This is a genomic window from Bordetella genomosp. 6 (genome assembly GCF_002119705.1).
GTDB classification, from domain to species: Bacteria; Pseudomonadota; Gammaproteobacteria; order Burkholderiales; family Burkholderiaceae_B; genus Bordetella; species Bordetella bronchiseptica_F.
In genome coordinates this window covers 4,195,543-4,213,278 of sequence record NZ_CP021107.1, presented here as the reverse complement: position 1 = coordinate 4,213,278, position 17,736 = coordinate 4,195,543, and the positions used below count along the sequence as shown (strand labels likewise).

At 66.0% G+C, this 17,736-nt stretch carries 15 protein-coding genes and 1 tRNA gene; 8 read left to right on the top strand and 8 right to left on the bottom strand.

Annotated elements, in window-relative coordinates; genetic code table 11:
* The 7 genes from CAL11_RS19850 to CAL11_RS19820 all read left to right on the top strand — a co-directional run bounded on the left by CAL11_RS19850 (position 1) and on the right by CAL11_RS19820 (position 5,738).
* A tRNA-Gln gene (locus CAL11_RS19850) sits at positions 1-77 on the top strand.
* A 130-nt stretch (positions 78-207) separates the two neighbouring features.
* The gene (locus CAL11_RS19845; protein ID WP_033446928.1) at positions 208-1,158 is read left to right on the top strand and encodes a ribose-phosphate pyrophosphokinase; all 951 of its coding nucleotides are present in this window, start codon (positions 208-210) and stop codon (positions 1,156-1,158) included.
* Between the two features lie 122 nt (positions 1,159-1,280).
* Positions 1,281-1,895: a 50S ribosomal protein L25/general stress protein Ctc gene (locus CAL11_RS19840; protein WP_033456100.1), complete on the top strand. Its 615-nt coding sequence runs from the start codon at positions 1,281-1,283 to the stop codon at positions 1,893-1,895.
* Positions 1,896-2,023: 128 nt separating this feature from the next.
* Positions 2,024-2,620 carry an aminoacyl-tRNA hydrolase gene (gene pth / locus CAL11_RS19835; protein WP_167382539.1) on the top strand — a complete coding sequence of 199 codons (597 nt, stop codon included), beginning with the start codon at positions 2,024-2,026 and terminating at the stop codon, positions 2,618-2,620.
* Positions 2,617-3,399, top strand: coding sequence for a CPBP family glutamic-type intramembrane protease (locus CAL11_RS19830; RefSeq protein ID WP_086093969.1), 783 nt, complete (start codon positions 2,617-2,619; stop codon positions 3,397-3,399). The genes pth and CAL11_RS19830 overlap by 4 nt, the downstream gene beginning before the upstream one ends.
* Before the next feature lie 72 nt (positions 3,400-3,471).
* Complete coding sequence (gene ychF, locus CAL11_RS19825; RefSeq protein ID WP_003808511.1) at positions 3,472-4,563, top strand: redox-regulated ATPase YchF; 1,092 nt, start codon at positions 3,472-3,474, stop codon at positions 4,561-4,563.
* Between the two features lie 11 nt (positions 4,564-4,574).
* A complete protein-coding gene (locus CAL11_RS19820) occupies positions 4,575-5,738 on the top strand; it encodes a transglutaminase-like domain-containing protein (protein ID WP_244172961.1) in 1,164 nt (387 codons plus the stop codon).
* 55 nt (positions 5,739-5,793) lie between these two features.
* Here the strand turns inward: CAL11_RS19820 and CAL11_RS19815 are convergent, their stop codons facing one another.
* From CAL11_RS19815 to CAL11_RS19805, 3 genes are all read right to left on the bottom strand, one after another.
* The gene (locus tag CAL11_RS19815; protein ID WP_086094639.1) at positions 5,794-6,798 is read right to left on the bottom strand and encodes a tripartite tricarboxylate transporter substrate binding protein; all 1,005 of its coding nucleotides are present in this window, start codon (positions 6,796-6,798) and stop codon (positions 5,794-5,796) included.
* A gap of 418 nt (positions 6,799-7,216) precedes the next feature.
* Positions 7,217-7,957 carry a TetR/AcrR family transcriptional regulator gene (locus CAL11_RS19810; protein WP_086093967.1) on the bottom strand — a complete coding sequence of 247 codons (741 nt, stop codon included), beginning with the start codon at positions 7,955-7,957 and terminating at the stop codon, positions 7,217-7,219.
* Between the two features lie 228 nt (positions 7,958-8,185).
* The gene (locus tag CAL11_RS19805) at positions 8,186-9,133 is read right to left on the bottom strand and encodes a hypothetical protein (protein ID WP_086093966.1); all 948 of its coding nucleotides are present in this window, start codon (positions 9,131-9,133) and stop codon (positions 8,186-8,188) included.
* 214 nt (positions 9,134-9,347) lie between these two features.
* Here CAL11_RS19805 and CAL11_RS19800 point away from each other — a divergent pair, with 214 nt between their 5' ends.
* Entirely contained in the window at positions 9,348-10,523 is a 1,176-nt protein-coding gene (locus CAL11_RS19800; RefSeq protein ID WP_086093965.1) for an MFS transporter, read from the top strand.
* A gap of 54 nt (positions 10,524-10,577) precedes the next feature.
* Here CAL11_RS19800 and CAL11_RS19795 read toward each other — a convergent pair whose 3' ends face one another.
* From CAL11_RS19795 to CAL11_RS19775, 5 genes are all read right to left on the bottom strand, one after another.
* The gene (locus CAL11_RS19795; protein WP_068925060.1) at positions 10,578-11,288 is read right to left on the bottom strand and encodes a GntR family transcriptional regulator; all 711 of its coding nucleotides are present in this window, start codon (positions 11,286-11,288) and stop codon (positions 10,578-10,580) included.
* Between the two features lie 72 nt (positions 11,289-11,360).
* Positions 11,361-13,022 carry a thiamine pyrophosphate-binding protein gene (locus CAL11_RS19790; RefSeq protein WP_086093963.1) on the bottom strand — a complete coding sequence of 554 codons (1,662 nt, stop codon included), beginning with the start codon at positions 13,020-13,022 and terminating at the stop codon, positions 11,361-11,363.
* Positions 13,023-13,098: 76 nt separating this feature from the next.
* Positions 13,099-14,064, bottom strand: a complete 966-nt coding sequence (locus tag CAL11_RS19785; RefSeq protein ID WP_068925064.1) for a tripartite tricarboxylate transporter substrate binding protein — start codon at positions 14,062-14,064, stop codon at positions 13,099-13,101.
* 50 nt (positions 14,065-14,114) lie between these two features.
* Positions 14,115-15,023, bottom strand: coding sequence for a TauD/TfdA dioxygenase family protein (locus tag CAL11_RS19780; RefSeq protein ID WP_086093962.1), 909 nt, complete (start codon positions 15,021-15,023; stop codon positions 14,115-14,117).
* Positions 15,024-15,331: 308 nt separating this feature from the next.
* A complete protein-coding gene (locus CAL11_RS19775) occupies positions 15,332-17,620 on the bottom strand; it encodes an NADP-dependent malic enzyme (protein ID WP_086093961.1) in 2,289 nt (762 codons plus the stop codon).
* Positions 17,621-17,736: the final 116 nt, after the last annotated feature.

Below are 17,736 nucleotides of genomic sequence, written 5' to 3'. Positions count from 1 at the left end.
TGGGGAGTCGCCAAGCTGGTTAAGGCACCGGATTTTGATTCCGGCATGCGAAGGTTCGAATCCTTCCTCCCCAGCCAAACCAATACATAAAAAAGCTGTTGAACGCGCCCGTCAGACACTGGCTCCAGTTCAGCAGCTTTTTTGTTTTACGAGATTTTCAGCGCGCACCTTCGTACGTGACCTGAAACCGACCACTGCATCAACATCATGGCAAACGACAGCTTCATGATTTTCACGGGCACCGCCAATACGCGGCTGGCCGTGGACGTAGTCAACCACCTCGACATGTCGCTGGGAAAAATGACCGTCGGTCGTTTCTCCGATGGCGAGGTGATGGTCGAGATCAACGAGAACGTGCGCGGCAAGGACGTCTTCGTGCTGCAGCCCACCTGTGCGCCCACGAACGACAACCTGATGGAAATCATGGTGATGGTCGATGCCCTGCGCCGCGCCTCGGCCGGCCGCATCACCGCCGCCATCCCGTATTTCGGCTATGCCCGCCAGGATCGCCGGCCGCGCTCGGCGCGCGTGGCGATCTCGGCCAAGGTCGTGGCCAACATGCTGCAGGTCGCCGGCGTCGACCGCGTGCTGACCATGGACCTGCACGCCGACCAGATCCAGGGCTTCTTCGACATCCCGGTCGACAACATCTATGCCGGTCCGATCCTGCTGGGCGACATCTGGCGCCGCAATTTCTCGAACCTGGTGGTCGTGTCGCCCGACATCGGCGGCGTGGTGCGCGCCCGCGCGCTGGCCAAGCAGCTGGAAGCCGACCTGGCCATCATCGACAAGCGTCGTCCGCGCGCCAACGTGTCGGAAGTGATGAACATCATCGGCGAAGTCGATGGCCGCACCTGCATCATCATGGACGACATGGTCGACACCGCCGGCACGCTGTGCAAGGCGGCCCAGGCCCTGAAAGACCGCGGCGCCGGCGCCGTGTACGCGTATTGCACGCACCCGGTGCTGTCGGGCGGCGCCATCGAGCGCATCGAGACTTCCTCGCTGGACGAGCTGGTCGTCACCGACACCATCCCGCTGTCCGAGCAAGGCCAGGCCTGCGGCAAGATCCGCCAGCTCTCGTGCGCCGCGCTGCTGGGCGAGACCATTCTGCGCATTTCCAACGCCGAGTCGGTCAGCTCGCTGTTTGCCGACTGATCGGCGCCCGTATTCCCGAATTTGCGCGCCGCTGGTCGCGGCGGCGTGCAAAAACCACGCAGCGCATGTCGCGCGGCGTGTTTTAACCGGCGATTCATTCGCCAGATTGTTTGGAGTTTTCCATGAAATTCAACGCCACTGCGCGTAGCGTCCAGGGTTCGAGTGCGAGCCGCCGCCTGCGCCGCGCGGGCCGCGTGCCTGCCATCGTCTACGGCGGTACCGCTGCCCCCCTGAACATCGAACTGGATCACAACGAGATCTACCATGCCCTGCGCAAGGAAGAATTCCACGCGTCGATCCTGAACATGGTGCTCGAGGGCGGCAAGACCGAAGAAGTGCTGCTGCGTTCGATCCAATGGCACGCCTACAAGCCGCAAGTCATGCACGTCGACTTCCAGCGCGTCGATGCCAACCAGGCCCTGCACACCAAGGTGCCCCTGCACTTCGTCAACGCCGAGGTGTCGCCCGCCGTCAAGCTGAGCGGCGCGATCATCTCGCACGTGCTGACCGAACTGGACATCACCTGCCTGCCGGCGCTGCTGCCCCAGTTCATCGAAGTGAACCTGGGCGATCTGCTGGGCGGCGGTTCGATCCACCTGGCCGACATCAAGCTGCCCAAGGGCGTGACGTTCAACGCCCACGGCGGCGACACCAACCCCCTGATCGCCGCCGCGGTCGTCAAGGGTGGCGGTGCCGCTGAAGAAGGCGACGCTGCCGCCGAGCAACCTGCCGCCTGAGTGCGCCAGGGCGCGGCGGCCGCTGTCCGCCGCGGGCTCGTGCCCGACGTCCCCGAAACCCTGCGCATGCGATTTGCATGCGCAGGGTTTTGTACTTTACAAATACGCGTCCCGATGCATACGCCGCCATGTCAGATCCCATTCGCCTGATCGTCGGGCTGGGCAACCCCGGCCCCGACTACGAAACGACCCGCCACAACGCCGGTTTCTGGCTCGCCGACCACCTGGCCGACGACCTGCGCACCGCGTTCGCGCTCGAGAAAGGGTTCTTCGGGATGCTCGCCAAGGCGCGCTACGCGGGCGAGAACGTCGTGCTGCTCAAGCCCATCACCTACATGAACCGCTCCGGCCAGTCCGTCGGCGCGGTGGCGCGCTTCTACAAGCTGGCGCCCGAGCAGGTGCTGGTGCTGCATGACGAACTCGACCTTCTGCCGGGTCAGGTCAAGATCAAGCAGGGCGGCGGCCATGCCGGCCACAACGGCCTGAGAGACATCCAGGCGGCGCTGGGCAGCCCCAATTTCTGGCGCCTGCGCATCGGCATCGGCCATCCCCGCAGCCTCGGACTGGCGCAGCAAGTCGCCGACTTCGTCCTGCATCCGCCGCGCCGCGAAGAACAGCAGCAGATCGATACGGTCATCGACCGTTGCCGCGCCGTCGTGCCGGCGATGCTGGCCGGCGACTTCGCGCTGGCCACGCGCCAGCTGCACGGCGCCAACGGGGCTTGAGCGGCATGACCATGGCGCGGCAGGGCGCGGCGCGCTCCACGACGTTTCGCCAGGAGCTGGCCGATTGCTGGCGCTTCTTGCGCCGGCCCACCCTGAGCGGCCGCCTGCCCGGGCGGCGCGCCGGCAGCGGCTGGGCCAGCGACTGGCGGCCCGGCGTCGGCGCCGCGCGCCTGCTGGCCTGGGCCGCGGTGCTGTGGGCCCTGAACCTGTTCGCGCTCGGCCCCATCGCCGTCACCGTGGCCGGCGCCGGCGGCGCCATGCACCGCCTGGATCCGGCCAACATCCCCTGGCTGACCGCCATCCTGTGGGCGCCCCTGGTCGAGGAACTGCTGTTTCGCTACGGCCTGCGCCGCCCCGCGCAGGCGCTGTGGTTCTGCCCCATGGTGCTGCCCGCCATCCTGTGGGGCGCGCAGGGCTGGACGCTGGCGCTCGTCGCCCTGGCGGTATGGCTGGCATGGCTGTCGCTGCGCCGCGGGCGCGCTTCGCTCGCCGGCTGGGACACCAGCTGGCGCCGCTACTACAGCTACCGCTTCGGACTGGTGTTCCATCTGGTGGCGCTGACCTTCGCCGCGGTCCACCTGAACAACTTCTCGCTCAGCCAGACACCCGTGTGGCTGCTGCCGCTGCTGGTGCTGCCCCAATGGGCCACCGGCCTGGTGCTGGGATGGATACGGGTGCGGCGCGGCATCGGCGCGGCGATCGCGCTGCATGCGCTGTTCAACGGCGGTCCGGTGCTGATGATCTGGCTGCTGATGACACTGATGCCGGCCGGCGCCTGAAGGCAGGGCGCCGCCACAGGCGGTAAACTGCACCGTTAACGCTTTGATTACACATACTTAGACAGGATTTCCATGGCTCTGCAATGCGGCATCGTCGGCCTGCCCAATGTCGGCAAATCGACGCTCTTCAACGCCCTGACCCGCGCCGGCATCGCCGCCGAGAACTACCCGTTCTGCACCATCGAGCCCAACGTGGGCGTGGTGGAGGTGCCCGATCCGCGCCTGGACAAGCTGGCCGAGATCGTCAAGCCCGAGCGCATCCTGCCGGCCACCGTCGAATTCGTCGACATCGCCGGCCTGGTGGCCGGCGCCAGCCAGGGTGAGGGCCTGGGCAACCAGTTCCTCTCGCACATCCGCGAAACCAACGCCATCGTCAACGTGGTGCGCTGCTTCGAAGACCCCAACGTGGTCCACGTCGCCGGCAAGGTCGACCCCATCGCCGACATCGAAGTCATCGAGACCGAATTGGCGCTGGCCGACCTGCAGACCGCCGAGAAAGCGCTGCACCGCCACTCCAAGACCGCCCGCTCCGGCGACAAGGACGCGCAGCGCCTGGTCACCGTGCTGGAGAAATGCATCGCCCAGCTCAACCAGGCCAAGCCCGTGCGCGGCCTGGACCTCAGCGACGAAGAGCAGGCCCTGATCGCGCAGCTGTGCTTCATCACCGCCAAGCCCGCCATGTACGTGGGCAACGTCAGCGACGACGGCTTCACCGACAACCCGCTGCTCGAGCGCCTGGCCGAATTCGCCAAATCGCGCAACGCACCCATGGTCGCCATCTGCGCGGCCATCGAATCCGAAATCGTCGACCTGCCCGAAGAAGACCGCCAGGCCTTCCTGTCGGACATGGGCATGGAAGAACCCGGCCTGAACCGCCTGATCCGCGGCGCCTTCACCCTGCTCGGCCTGCAGACCTACTTCACCGCCGGCGTGAAGGAAGTGCGCGCCTGGACCATCCCCATCGGCGCCACCGCGCCGCAGGCCGCCGGCGTCATCCACACCGACTTCGAACGCGGCTTCATCCGCGCCCAGACCATCGCCTACGAAGACTTCATCGCCTGCAAGGGCGAGCAGGGCGCCAAGGAAGCCGGCAAGATGCGCGCCGAAGGCAAGGAGTACGTGGTCAAGGATGGGGACGTGATGAACTTCTTGTTCAACGTCTGACCGTGAGCGTGATGTCTTTTAGTCATGCACGGTGGGCCATTGCTGCCGCACTGGTCGGCACGGCGCTGGCCAGCGTGGCGCAAACCCAGGACGCGCTCCCCGCAAATTCGGTCCTCGACGCTCAGACCCGGAATACGCAGGAGCCGTCGAAGCGGCTATTGCAGAGATTGTATGGCGAGCAGTTGCCGTTCGGGGAGAAGTCGCCGGCCGAAGTCGCCAAGATACTGAACTACGCTGTTTTCAATCATTGCAGTATCGATCTGCCGCATACCGGCAGAGAGGACATCACGGAACTGTTCGACGTGTGCCGTACGTCCTGTGGCGGCTATTCGTATGTGTTGAGGGGCTTGCTGGGCGCGTACGGGATCAGGACGCGATACGCCAATCTGTACAACTTGCCCAAGCAGGGCAATCACACCATGGTGGAAGCCGAGGTCGAGCCTGGCGTATGGGCGTTGTACGATCCGACTTTCGGCGTGTATTTTTCGAAGCGGCTTGGCGATAAACCATTGTCGTTGGAAGAAGTCCGCTTCATGCTGACACCCGAGACGATCAAGCAATACGTCAACACCGCGGCGAAGGAGGGCGCGCCAGCGCGCGATGCCAAGGTCGGCGATCTGTACGCCAAGTCGCGTTTCAACTATTCCAACATGGATCTGGACTCGTACGTGACTGCCGAGGCTGGGGTTCCGGTGGGACAGAACGTCAAGGTCCCGCTCGTCATGCCGCTGCGCATGTCGGGTACCAAGGTCGTCGCGGGGAAAATCGGCGCGCAGAGCCTCGAGGAGGGGCGGGCGGCATTTCTGCAATGGACCCGGGATACGCTCAATAGCGCGGGGCGGCATGACGATGTGTCGTATCTGTTTCACATCGTTGGCAATTACAGACCGTACTACAGATCGGCCAATATCGTCCGGTTGACGAAACTGAAGAAAGGCAAGATCTACCGCATCGCGTTCTCGGGGATTGCGCCTGGCGATGCACAACTGCAGATCGTCGACATCGGACGGGATATCAAACTCAATTCGATACTTGCCGAGACGCTGGAGCCGGGGCCGTATACGGCGGAGCGACGCTTTCGCGCCATCAACGATCGGGCGGACATCTATGTCTCATTGTCCCCGTCCGCGGCGAAAACCATTTATCTCTTCGGCGTGAGCGTTCGCGAGGAGTAGCTGCCGGGTCGCCCGCCACGGCGAACCCCGGCAACGCGCCCGCCGGAAACGGCGCCTATTGCCGGGCCCCGATATCGTCGACGATTTTCTGCCACTTGGCTTCCTCGGCTTCCAGGAACTGGCCCAGTCCTTCGGGCGAGGATGGGCGCAACTCCACGCCCATGGTCACCATCTGCGAGACGAACTCGGGATTGCGCAGGACCGCCTGGGTGCTTTGGTTCAAGCGCGTGACCACGTCCGCGGGAACGCCCGGCGGGGCCAACAGCGCATACCAGATGCTGCTGGTGACGTTGGGCAGGCCGGCATCGTTGGCGGTGGACAGGTTCGGCATGAAGTCCGGCATGCCGGCCTCCCGCGTCGTGGGCAGGTCGGGCATGAGCGTACTGCGCCCGGCGCTGGTTACAGCCAGGGCACGGACTTTGCCCGATTGGACCAGCGGCGCCAGATGGCCCACCGTGCTCAGCAACAGGTGTATTTCGCCGCTCATGAGGGCAACGCTGGCTGGCGCCGCGCCCTTGTAGGGGATGCGTTGCATGTTCAGGCCCGCGGCGCGCAGCATGTATGCCGTTTCGAGATAGGTATTGCTGGCCGACGTGCCGTAGTTCAGTTGCCCGTCGTGCGCCTTGGCGTAGTCGATGAATTCCTGCAGTGTGCGGGTCGGCAGCATCGGGGCAATGGCGATCGCGACCGGCGCTTCGCCGATCATGGAAATCGGCGTGACGTCGTCGCGGACCTTGAATTTCGCCTCGCTGAACAGGCTCGGGTTGACCGCGTGCGTCGATGTGGCCAGGTAAATGGTGTAGCCGTCCGGCTTTGCGTTCTTGATGGCCTGGGAGGCCAGCAGGCTGTCGGCGCCCGGGCGGTTCTCGACCACGACCGGTACGCCGATCTCGGCGTTGAGGTACTTCGCGAAGGCACGCGTCAGCACGTCGGAGCCGCCGCCGGCGGCAAACCCCACCACCAGGCTGATCGGCTTGCTCGGATAGTTGTCGGCGTACGCGTGCAGCGGCATCAGTGCGCCGATTGCTGCCGCGGCTGCGGCAAGTAGTCTCCTGTACATCGCCATCTCCTCTGTTCCTGGATGAATGATCCAATCGCGGGCTTGCCGGTGCGCAAGGGCGCGATTCCCTGCTTGCGGATAGGGCGCGCTTCGGTTGCTTGAATAGTCATATGAGCGCGCGCTGAATTTATCATGAAATTGAATGGTTAGTCATTCAATTTGACGGCGCGAACGTAGCTGCCCATAGGCTGGGGTGGATGGCTTGCCGAATTTTCCAGAGGAAGCAGGGCGTGCGCCGCTGCGCCGTCGGGAGGGGCGCCGTCAATGTTCCATCAAGAAATTGAATGGTTAGTCATTCATATTTGTGATCGAACCTGATCATGCGCGCGCAAGGAACGAACAGGTTTTCCTGCCGGCTTGCCGCCGCAGCCGGGCGCCTGGCAGGCATGCGGCCCGCGGAGCCGGGCCGGCGGGCGGCTCAGGCGGTGCGGCCGCGCCGCGCGCGTTTCTTCGGCTTCGCACTGGCCGCGGCGGGAGCGTCGCCTTCGGATTCGCTGGCGAGATGGGCGGGCCGGAGTTCGCCGGCCCGGCGCAGTTCTTCATAGCGGCTGCTGCCGCGCGGCAGCAGCAGGTCTTTCCAGGCGGCATGGACCGCCTGGTCGAGATACTCGTCCAGGGTGACGATATGGCGCAGACGCCAGTGCTTCAGGGGCCATGCATGCGCCGCGATGATGATGCGGTACACCAGCAGTTCCACGTTGGTCGGCGCCAGGTAGCCCACGCGTATGCAATCCGTGACGCACGCTTCAATAAGCCTGTTGGTGTCGAGTTCGAGCTGCTTCATCTGCTCGATGTATTCGGGCTTGAGAGACTTGGTCTCGCGGTAGGTCAGCAGCACGGCTTGCTGGTTGGCGGCCATGACGCGCGTGTAGGCATCGATGGCGCGGTACAGGCGCGCGATGGGATCTTCGACGCCCAGCAAGGCGGATGGCACTTCTTCCTTGTTGCGCTGGACGATGTGCTGCAGCGCCAGGAAGAGCAGGTCCTGCTTGTCCGGCACGTACTGGTACATCAGCCCGGCGCTGACGCCGGCCTCGTCCGCGATGTCCTTGACCGTGGCGGCGTGATACCCCATGCGCGAGAAGAGCTTGATCGCGGCCTTTACCAGCTGTGCGCGGCGGCGTGTTACCAGGGAGGAGTCGTCGGCGGAATTGGGCATGTCGGGATGGGGCTCCTTCGGCGGCGCCCAAGGCGCCGCGGTGGGCGCTAGGGCCTGGAGTGGCGGCATGGCTGCGGAAAAACCAGCCGCCGGGCCTGCATTATGAAGCCATGTTCACCCCGCCGCCAAGTTGGGCGGGGCCTGGCCGTGGCCGCGGCGTGTTTTCGCCATGCCCGGGCCGAACCGGCGCCTGCTCGCAGGCAGGCTGTCGGGCAGGCGGCCCGCGGCCTATCTGATCTCCGAATCCACCGCGAACACCGCCTGCGAGCGGTAGCGCTGGATGACGTCGGGCAGGGACTCGCTGCCGCCGCCCTTGCGGATCAGCCAATAGTTGATGGCCGCCATGCCGACCAGGAACTCCTTGCATTGCTGCCTGGCGTCGATGATGGCCGAATAGGCGAGATAGATGACCTGGGCCTGCATGCGGGCCGGCGCGTTGTAGAAGCCGCCGATGACGTTGGAGACGACGCGCATGAGCAGGTCCTTCTCGCTTTCGAAATCGCCCTTGTCCACGCATGCCCAGTAGGCGTCTTCCTTGCCGCTGGGCACGAAGCTGTCCACCCACTGGCGATAGTCCTTGTCGGCGACGATGGACATGGCCATGCGCTGCAGCGCTTCGTGGTCGGCCTGCTCGAGCGGATGCGCGGCGCAGAAGTCGCACAGGGCGCGCACTTCCTTGAACAGCGACTCGTGGCCCCGGCCGATATTGTTGTAGCTGTCCATCAGGCGCTGCAGGTTGCGGCGGAATTCCTGGATCTGCGATTCGCCGCCTTCGATGCTGTCGAGCAGGGGGTAGATCTGGTAGTTGTGGGCGCAGATCGAATTGATGTAGTCGCTGATGGCCTGCGTGGTGTTGGCCATGGCGTCCATCAGCACGTTGGCGCGCTTGGGGTCGAGTTCCAGCGATTTTTCCAATCGTTCCAGGCCGTGGCTGACGGAGGCCTGCAGGGGGACGGTGTGTCGGACGATTTCCTTGACGTAGGCTGTCGACAGGTTGCCGAGCGCCGACTGGAATTCGTCGACGGTTACGGCGCGCACGGATTCGTCGAGCTGCCGGCGCTTGGTTTCCCTGGTCTTGAGGCGCTGGTTGATCAGGAAGGTGATGGCCGAGGCCAGAATCGCCAGGCTGGTGGCGACGTCGACACCGAATTGAATCTTCGACAAATCCATCTGCAAGAATCCTTGTTTTTATTTCATAATGTAAACACTCTCAACATATCACGTTTTTATTTCGTTCAATGGGCAAGGGCGGCCCGGGCTTGCCGGTCAGCGAGTTGTGTGCGTCAGCGGCGCGGCCCATGGCGGAGTGCCGAAAATTACCACTGGTAATATCCATATATCCAAACCGCATATTCCGCCCCGCGAGCGATCGCCGGGCACGCCGACCAACATGAATCGCAATCTCTGGCTGTTGTCGATCCTGCAGGGCCTGTTTCTTACCAACAACGTCACTTTCATCGCCATCAATGGCCTGGTCGGGTTCGCGCTCGCGCCGTATGGCTGGATGGCGACGCTGCCGGTCATGGGCTATGTGGTCGGGGGGGCGCTGTGCACGGGGCCGGTCGCGTGGACGCAGAAACGCTACGGCCGCAAGGGCAGCTTCACGCTGGGGCTGCTGGTGGCTGCCGGCTCGGCGCTGCTGTGCGCGTTCGCGGTCTATATAGGCAGTTTCTGGTTGCTGTGCGCCGCGACCGCGATCGCGGGTTATTACTCGGCCAACGGGCAGCTTTACCGGTTTGCCTCCGCGGAGCTGGCCGCGCCCGGCGCGCGCGAGAAGGCGGTGTCGCTGGTGATGGCGGGCGGACTGCTGGGGGCGGTGGTGGGGCCCAATCTGGCTTCGGTCACCAGGGAGTTGTTCGTCACGCCGTTCATGGGCGCGTACCTGGCGCTGGCCGTGGTGGCGCTGCTGGCGATGGCGGTGCTGGCGCGCATCGAGTTTCCGGAGGTGGCGCAGCGCGCCAGCGCGGATGGCGGCCGTCCGTTGTCGGTGATCGCGCGCCAGCCCGCGTTCATCGTGGCCACCGGGGCCGGCGCGCTGGGCTACGGGGTGATGAACCTGCTGATGGCGGCCACGCCGCTGGCGATGCAGCACCACGGCCTGCCGTTCGCGGATGCGGCGTTCGTGCTGGAGTGGCACGTCATCGGCATGTTTGCGCCCGGCTTCTTTACCGGCCATCTCATCAAGCGTTTCGGCGTGCTGCCCATCATGGGCTGGGGCGCCGTGCTCAATCTGGTCTGCATCGGCGTGGCCCTGTCCGGGGTGGAGCTGCACCATTTCACGGTGTCGCTGTTCCTGCTGGGGGTGGGGTGGAACTTCCTGTTCACCGGCAGCACGACGTTGTCGCTGTCGACCTATACGGCCGAGGAGAAGGACCGGGCGCAGGCCGCGATGAATTTCTGCGTGTTCGCCGTGATGGCGGTGAGTTCGCTGACGTCCGGGATGCTGGTGACGACCCGGGGATGGACCGTGCTGAACGTGGGCTCGCTGGTGCCCATGGTGCTGATCTGCGCGGGCCTGGTGTGGCTGGCGTGGCGCAAGGCCCCCAGCCGGGCGGCCGTGGGCTAGGGCCGCGCGGCAAACCCGCCGGCTCGGGCGGATTTTTTCCTGCGTGCGGCGCTTTCAGGAAGCGAGTTGTCCGCGTACGGCGCGGTAGGACGCGCCCAGCAGCAGCTTGGCGCTTTCCTCGGCGGCGGCGGCATCGCGCGTGCACACAGCCTCGAGCAGGCGCTGCCAGTCGCCCACGGACTCGCGCCGGCGCTGCTGGCTCTGAAAGCTGAGCGACTTGCCGCGCACGGAGGTTTTCCAGAGCATCTGGTTGCTCAGGCCTTCGTACATGGTGCCCAGCTGTTTCCAGCCTACTGCCTGTATCAGCAATTGCTGGGTCTCGATGGAGACCTTGGCATAGGAGGCCGGCGAGGTGGACGGTTTGTCGGCGAGCTGACGCAGGCGTTCTACCTGCTGGCGCAGTTGCGCAAGGATGTCGTCGTCGCCATGCTCGGCCACCCGGCGCGCGGCCAGCCCGAGCAGCTGCGCGCGGATGCAGAAGATTTCTTCTATTTCATCGGCGCGTATTTCGCGCACGCGCGCGCCGAAGCGGGGCACGCGTTCGATCACGCCGCGCCGCTCCAGGGTGCTGATGGCCTCGCGCACGGTGGTGCGGCTGACCGCGAATCGATCGGACAGCGTTTCTTCCTTGAGGCGTTCTCCCGGCTGGAGCACACCGGTCTGAATCGACTGCATCAGCCGGTCGGCGACCTGTTCAGGCAGCGACTTCGACGTTCGTCCCAGGGGGAGTTCTTCTATATCGGCCGACTGTGGTTGGCGAGTCATGGAGGTGCGGTCAGGAGGAAATGGCCATGATGGAGAGCGGATAGTATATCCCGCGCCCATGCGCGGGATGCCTCATGCAGCAAGGGTTGGCAGGTCGCGGCGCGCCGAGATCGCGGCGGGGTCGGTGCGTATTTCGATGAGCGCGGTCCGGCCGCTGGCGCATGCCCGTTCGAACGCCGCGGGGAAGCCATCGTGGTGCGCCACGCGTTCGGCATGGGCGCCGTAGGCTTTGGCCAGCGCGACGAAGTCGGGGTTGCGCAATGAGGTACCCGACACGCGCCCGGGGTAATGCATTTCCTGGTGCATGCGGATGGTGCCGAACATGCCGTTGTTGACGATGATGAAGACCACGGCGGCGTCGTACTGGATGGCGGTGGCCAGTTCCTGGCCGTTCATCATGAAGCAGCCGTCGCCCGCGAAGCAGACCACGGCGCGGGTGGGCGCCGCCAGCTTGGCGGCGATGGCGGCCGGCACGCCATAGCCCATGGCGCCATTGGTGGGCGCCAGTTGGCGGCGTCGTGGCGAGTACTGGAAGTAGCGGTGCACCCAACCGGCGTAGTTGCCCGCGCCGTTGGTCACGATGGCATCCTGCGGCAGATGCTGGTTGAGCCAATGCATGACCTGCGCCAGGTCGGTGTCGCGGCGGGCCGGGGCGACGGCCAGGTCGGCCCGGTAGTCGTCCGCCAGTTCGCGCAGCCAGCCGCCGCGGTGCGCGGGCGGGGTGTCGCAGGCATCCAGTTGCGCGGCGAAGGCCTGGATGTCCGCCGCGATCGGCAGGTCGGCCGGATAGACGCGCCCCAGTTCCTGCGGATCGGGGTGGACGTGGATCAAGGTCTGGCCGGGATGCTCCGGCGCGATGAGCGCGTAGCCGTCCGTGGTGGCGTCGGCCAGGCGCGCGCCGACGACCAGCAGCAGGTCGGCCTGGCGCACATGCCGCGCCAGGCTGGGCGCGATGCCCAGCCCGATGTGGCCGGCGTAGCAGGGGTGGCGGTTGTCGAAGCGGTCCTGGCGCCGGAAAGCCGTGGCCACCGGCAAGCCGGCGCGTTCGGCATAGCGTGCGATGGCGGCGCTGGCCGCTTCGTTCCAGCCGCCGCCGCCGACGATCAGCAGCGGCCGACGGGCCGTCGCCAGCAGTTCGCGCAGCCGTTCCATGTCGGCGCCGGTTGCGCAGGGGCGGGCGATGCGGTGGGGGACGCGGTCGGCGACGTGCGCCGTCGCCCGCAGGACATCCTCCGGCAGGGCCAGCACTACCGGTCCCGGCCTGCCCGACAGCGCGACCTGGTGCGCCCGATGGACGAATTCCGGGATGCGCCGCACGTCGTCGATGCTGGCCACCCACTTGGCCATCTGGCCGTACATCCTGCGGTAGTCGATTTCCTGGAAGGCTTCCCGTTCGACGACGTCGGCGCCCACCTGCCCGACGAACAGAATCATCGGGGTCGAGTCCTGGAAGGCGGTATGCACGCCTATGCTGGCGTTGGTGGCGCCCGGCCCGCGGGTCACGAAGCAGATGCCGGGCTTGCCGGTCAGCTTGCCATAGGCTTCGGCCATGAAGGCCGCGCCGCCTTCCTGGCGGCAGACGGTCAGCCGGACGGCCTGCGCATCGTCGCGCAGGGCGTCCAGCACGGGCAGATAGCTTTCGCCAGGCACGCAGAAGGCCTGGTCCACGCCGTGGACCTTCAAGGCGTCGACCAGGATACGGCCGCCGGTACGGGCGGGAAGAGTCGGATTCATGATTTTCCGGATGGGCAGTCTTGCGACAATCGGTACGGGAGGGGCGGGGCGGCCGGGGCCGCCCGCCGGACAGCCGTCAGTTGAGGTTGATGTGGGCGGCGCGGATGACCTTGCCCCATTTATCGACTTCTTCCGCGATGTAGGCGTCGGCCTGCGCCGGCGCGCGCGCGACGGCCTCGCCGCCCAGCTTGGCCAGTTGCGCCACGAAGTCCGGGTCGGCGGAGATCTTCTTCAGGGCATCGTTGTAGGTCTGCACCGTCGCGTCGGGCGTCTTGGCCGGCGCCAGCAGCGTGAACCAGCCCAGCACTTCGAAGTCCGGGTAGCCGCTTTCCGCCATGGTCGGCGTATCGGGCAGGAAGCGCGAGCGCGTCTTCGACGTAATCGCCAGCGGCCGGACCGTACCCTGCTGGATGTGCGGCAGCATCACGGCGATGTTGTCGAACATCATGGGCACGCGCCCGGCGATCAGGTCGGGCAGGGCGGCCGCGCTGCCCTTGTAGGGCACGTGCATGATGTCGACCCCGGCCTCGTCCTTGAACAGTTCCGCCGCCAGGTGCTGGCCCGTGCCCGGGCTGGCGGATGCGAACTCCACCTTGCCCGGGTTGCGTTTCAGGTAGTCGACGAAGTCGCGCAGGCTGGTGGCCTGCATGCCGGGATTGACGACCAGGACATAGGGCGTCACCGCCACCATGCCGACGGCGCGAAAACTCTTGACGGTGTCGAACGACTGGTTGGTGTAGAGCGAGGCATTGGTGGCGTGGCTGCTGGGGGCGAACAGCAGCGTGTTGCCGTCCGGGTCGGCCTTGGCCACCGTCGCCGCGGCCAGGTTGCCGCTTGCGCCGGCGCGGTTCTCGACCACGACCGAGCGGTTCAGCTCGCCGCCGAGCCGCTGCGCCACCAGGCGCGCGATGACGTCGGTCGTGCCGCCAGGGGGAAAGCCGACCATCATGCGCAGGGGGGGCTGCGCACAGGCCACGCCGGTCCAGAGGGGCATGGCCACCAGGGCGAGCGCGAGCGCCGCCTTTTCGAATATCCGCTGCATGTCTTGTCTCCGTATATAGGTGTTGTATGGCGCGGTGCGCCCGCGCGCGGTCAGGACACGGCGGCGATGGCGCTGCGCGCGGCCTGCTCGTCCAGCGGGGCGTCTTCGATCACGTAGCCGGACGGCTCGCCCAGCATGGAGCAGCGCATCATGTGGCGCGGCTTGGTCTGGTCGAAGTCCGGCAGCGCGATGTGCAAGGTGCAGCGGTTGTCCCACATCACGATGTCGTTCACGCTCCAACGGTGCCGGTAGACGAACTCCGGCGATGTGGCGTGGCGATTCAGGAAGTCCAGGATCGGACGGCTTTCTTCTTCGGTCATGCCGACGAACGTGCGGACCCGGTCGCTGACGAACAGGCACTTGCGGCCGGTTTCGGGATGGACGCGCACGACCGGATGGGCGATGGGCGGATTGCGGCGCTTGAGCGCGGCGGTCTGTTCCGGATCGCGGCGGTCGAAACCCTTGATGAGGCTGATGTCGTGCACGGCCTGCAGGTCGTCGACGAAACGCCGGAACGGCGCGCTCAGCGACTCGTAGGCCTGGTACATGTTGGCGAACATGGTGTCGCCGCCGACCGGGGGTTTTTCCTTGCACATGAGTACCGAGCCCTTGGCGGGGCGGTCGGTATAGCTGAGGTCGGAATGCCAGTTGCGGCCGGTGTTGCGGGTTTGCGAAGGCTTGCCGTCGCGCGGCTTGTTCGTCACCAGCAGGACTTCGGGGTAATCGGGGTCGCGGTAATAGGGCACGCTGTCGTTGCGCTCGACGTCGCCGAAATTGCGCGTGAAGTCGATCAGCTGCGGAGCATCGAGGTCCTGGTCGGGGAAGACCAGCACCAGGTGCTCATGCCAGGCGGCGCGCAGCCTGGCCAGTTGTTCCGGCCGCAGCGCCTGCCGCAGGTCGATGCCCGATACCGCCGCGCCGGCCGCGTAGCCGAGCGGGCGAACCGTGATGTCGTTCATGTCTGTGTCTCCTCGGGCGGCCGGGGGCCGCGATGTCTCGCGCCGGATTCGCGCGTCCGGAAATCATAACCCTCACATTGCACATTGTCGACATCGACAAAAAACAATGTGCAATGTACGAGGGGAATGAGACGGCATCGGGCGGGAAGCGGGCGCGGCCAGGGCAGTGGCGGGGATGCGCCGTGGGCCGGCGGGCAAGGGGGGCGGGGCGCGGCGGTGGCGGCCGGCGGCGCTGCGCGCCGGGCTGGCCGCGCGGTGGGATCCGGAAGGGAGGGGGGGCGGCAGCCCTGGCGCTGCCGCCCGCCGTGTTACTGCGGGCGGTTGGCGTCCAGCACGCAGAGCGCGGCCATGTTGATGATGCGGCGCACGGTGGCGCTGGAGGTCACGATGTGCACCGGCGCGTTGGCGCCCAGCAGGATGGGGCCGACCGCCACGTTCTTGCCGGCCACCGTCTTGAGCAGGTTGTAGGCGATGTTGCCGGAATCCACGTTGGGGCACACCAGCAGGTTGGCCGAACCCTTCAGGGGGGAGTCGGGCAGCAGGCGCAGCCGCAGCGATTCGTCCAGCGCGCAGTCGCCGTGCATTTCGCCGTCGATCTCCAGGCCGGGAGCCTGGCGGTTGACCAGCTCCAGCGCGTGGCGCATCTTGGCGCCCGAGGCCGAGCTGCCCGAGCCGAAGTTCGAACGCGACAGCAGCGCCACCTTGGGCGCCAGGCCCAGGCGCTGCATTTCCTCGGCGGCCGCCACGGTGTACTCGGCGATCTGTTCGGCGCTGGGGTCTTCATTGACGTGCGTGTCCACCAGGGCCACGGTGCGTTCGTCCAGCAACAGGATGTTCATCGCCGCGTAGGTGGTGGCGCCGGGCTTCCTGCCGATGACCTGGTCGATGAAGCGCAGGTGGTCGTGGAAGCCGCTGACCGCGCCGCAGATCATGCCGTCGGCGTCGCCCAGGTGCACCATCATGGCGCCGATCAGGGTCAGGCGGCGGCGCATTTCCACGCGCGCCATCTCCTTGGTGATGCCGTTGCGGCACATCATGTCCCAGTAGGTGGTCCAGTACTGGTGGAAGCGCTCGTCGTACTCGGGGTTGCAGACTTCGACGTCCTGGCCCAGCCGTAGGCGCAGGCCGAATTTCTCGATGCGTGACAGCAGCACCTGGGGGCGGCCCACCAGGATGGGCTTGGCGACTTTCTCGTCGACGATGACCTGCACGGCGCGCAGCACGCGCTCGTCCTCGCCCTCGGTGAAGACGATGCGGGCCCGTCCGCCGTCGCGCACGATCTGCTTGGCCTGCGAGAACAGCGGCTTCATGAAGGCGCCGGAGTGGTAGACGAACTGCTGCAGCTGTTCGGCGTAGGCGTCCAGGTCGGCAAGCGGACGCGTGGCCACGCCGCTTTCCATGGCCGCCTTGGCCACCGCCGGCGCGATGCGCACGATCAGGCGCGGGTCGAACGGCTTGGGAATCAGGTAGTCGCGGCCAAACGAGATGTCGTAGGTGCCGTAGGCGGCGGCCACGACCTCGTTCTGCTCTTCGCGCGCCAGGTTGGCGATGGCCAGGACGGCCGCCTTTTCCATCTCGCGCGTGATGGTGGTCGCGCCCACGTCCAGCGCGCCGCGGAAGATGTACGGAAAGCACAGCACGTTGTTGACCTGGTTCGGGTAGTCCGAACGGCCGGTGGCCATGATGATGTCGTCGCGCACCGCGTGCGCGGCCTCGGGCAGGATCTCGGGATTGGGATTGGCCAGCGCCAGGATCAGCGGGTTGGCCGCCATGGCGGCCACCATCTCCGGCTTGAGCACGTTGCCGGCCGACAGGCCCAGGAATACGTCCGCGCCCTCGATCACTTCGGCCAGGGTGCGGGCCTTGGTCTTGCGGGCGAAGCGTTCCTTGTCGGCGTCCATCAGCTTCTTGCGGCCCTCGTAGACCACGCCTTCGATGTCGGTGACCCAGATGTGCTCCAGCGGCAGGCCCAGGTCCACCAGCAAGTCCAGGCAGGCCAGGGCGGCGGCGCCGGCGCCCGAGGTCACCAGCTTGACGTCCTCGATGCGCTTGCCGGCCACGGCCAGGCCGTTGACCACGGCCGCGCACACGGTGATGGCGGTGCCGTGCTGGTCGTCGTGGAACACCGGGATCTTCATGCGCTCGCGCAGCTTGCGCTCGACCGTGAAGCACTCCGGCGCCTTGATGTCTTCCAGGTTGATGCCGCCGAAGGTGGCCTCCAGCCCGGCGATGATCTCCACCAGCTTGTCCGGGTCGGTCTCGTTGATCTCGATGTCGAACACGTCCAGCCCGGCGAATTTCTTGAACAGCACCGCCTTGCCTTCCATCACCGGCTTGGAGGCCAGCGCGCCGATGTTGCCCAGCCCCAGCACCGCCGTGCCGTTGGTGATCACCCCCACCAGGTTGCCCCGACCGGTGTAGCGGAACACGTTCACCGGATCGTCGACGATTTCCTCGCAGGCGGCGGCCACGCCCGGCGAGTAGGCCAGGCTCAGGTCGCGCTGCGTGACCAGGGGCTTGGTGGCCGTGACCGAGATTTTCCCGGGATGGGGATAGGCGTGGTAGTCCAGTGCGGCTTGGCGGTCGGTGTCTTTCATGTCGTCCTCGAAGGGTGGCGGCGCCGGTGTACGGCGCCCGGCCTGTTACGCATGGCCCATTCTAGGCACAAGATATAAGCAAACTATTTTGTTTTAAGATATAGGCATAACTTTTA

Bases quoted from the DNA above. Each gene is read 5' to 3' on its own strand.
- CAL11_RS19845 (WP_033446928.1), top strand. From the start codon at position 208: ATGGCAAACGACAGCTTCATGATTTTCACGGGCACCGCCAATACGCGG.
- CAL11_RS19840 (WP_033456100.1), top strand. From the start codon at position 1,281: ATGAAATTCAACGCCACTGCGCGTAGCGTCCAGGGTTCGAGTGCGAGC.
- pth (WP_167382539.1), top strand. From the start codon at position 2,024: ATGTCAGATCCCATTCGCCTGATCGTCGGGCTGGGCAACCCCGGCCCC.
- ychF (WP_003808511.1), top strand. From the start codon at position 3,472: ATGGCTCTGCAATGCGGCATCGTCGGCCTGCCCAATGTCGGCAAATCG.
- CAL11_RS19820 (WP_244172961.1), top strand. From the start codon at position 4,575: ATGTCTTTTAGTCATGCACGGTGGGCCATTGCTGCCGCACTGGTCGGC.
- CAL11_RS19815 (WP_086094639.1), bottom strand. From the start codon at position 6,798: ATGTACAGGAGACTACTTGCCGCAGCCGCGGCAGCAATCGGCGCACTG.
- CAL11_RS19810 (WP_086093967.1), bottom strand. From the start codon at position 7,957: ATGCCCAATTCCGCCGACGACTCCTCCCTGGTAACACGCCGCCGCGCA.
- CAL11_RS19800 (WP_086093965.1), top strand. From the start codon at position 9,348: ATGAATCGCAATCTCTGGCTGTTGTCGATCCTGCAGGGCCTGTTTCTT.
- CAL11_RS19795 (WP_068925060.1), bottom strand. From the start codon at position 11,288: ATGACTCGCCAACCACAGTCGGCCGATATAGAAGAACTCCCCCTGGGA.
- CAL11_RS19790 (WP_086093963.1), bottom strand. From the start codon at position 13,022: ATGAATCCGACTCTTCCCGCCCGTACCGGCGGCCGTATCCTGGTCGAC.
- CAL11_RS19785 (WP_068925064.1), bottom strand. From the start codon at position 14,064: ATGCAGCGGATATTCGAAAAGGCGGCGCTCGCGCTCGCCCTGGTGGCC.
- CAL11_RS19780 (WP_086093962.1), bottom strand. From the start codon at position 15,023: ATGAACGACATCACGGTTCGCCCGCTCGGCTACGCGGCCGGCGCGGCG.
- CAL11_RS19775 (WP_086093961.1), bottom strand. From the start codon at position 17,620: ATGAAAGACACCGACCGCCAAGCCGCACTGGACTACCACGCCTATCCC.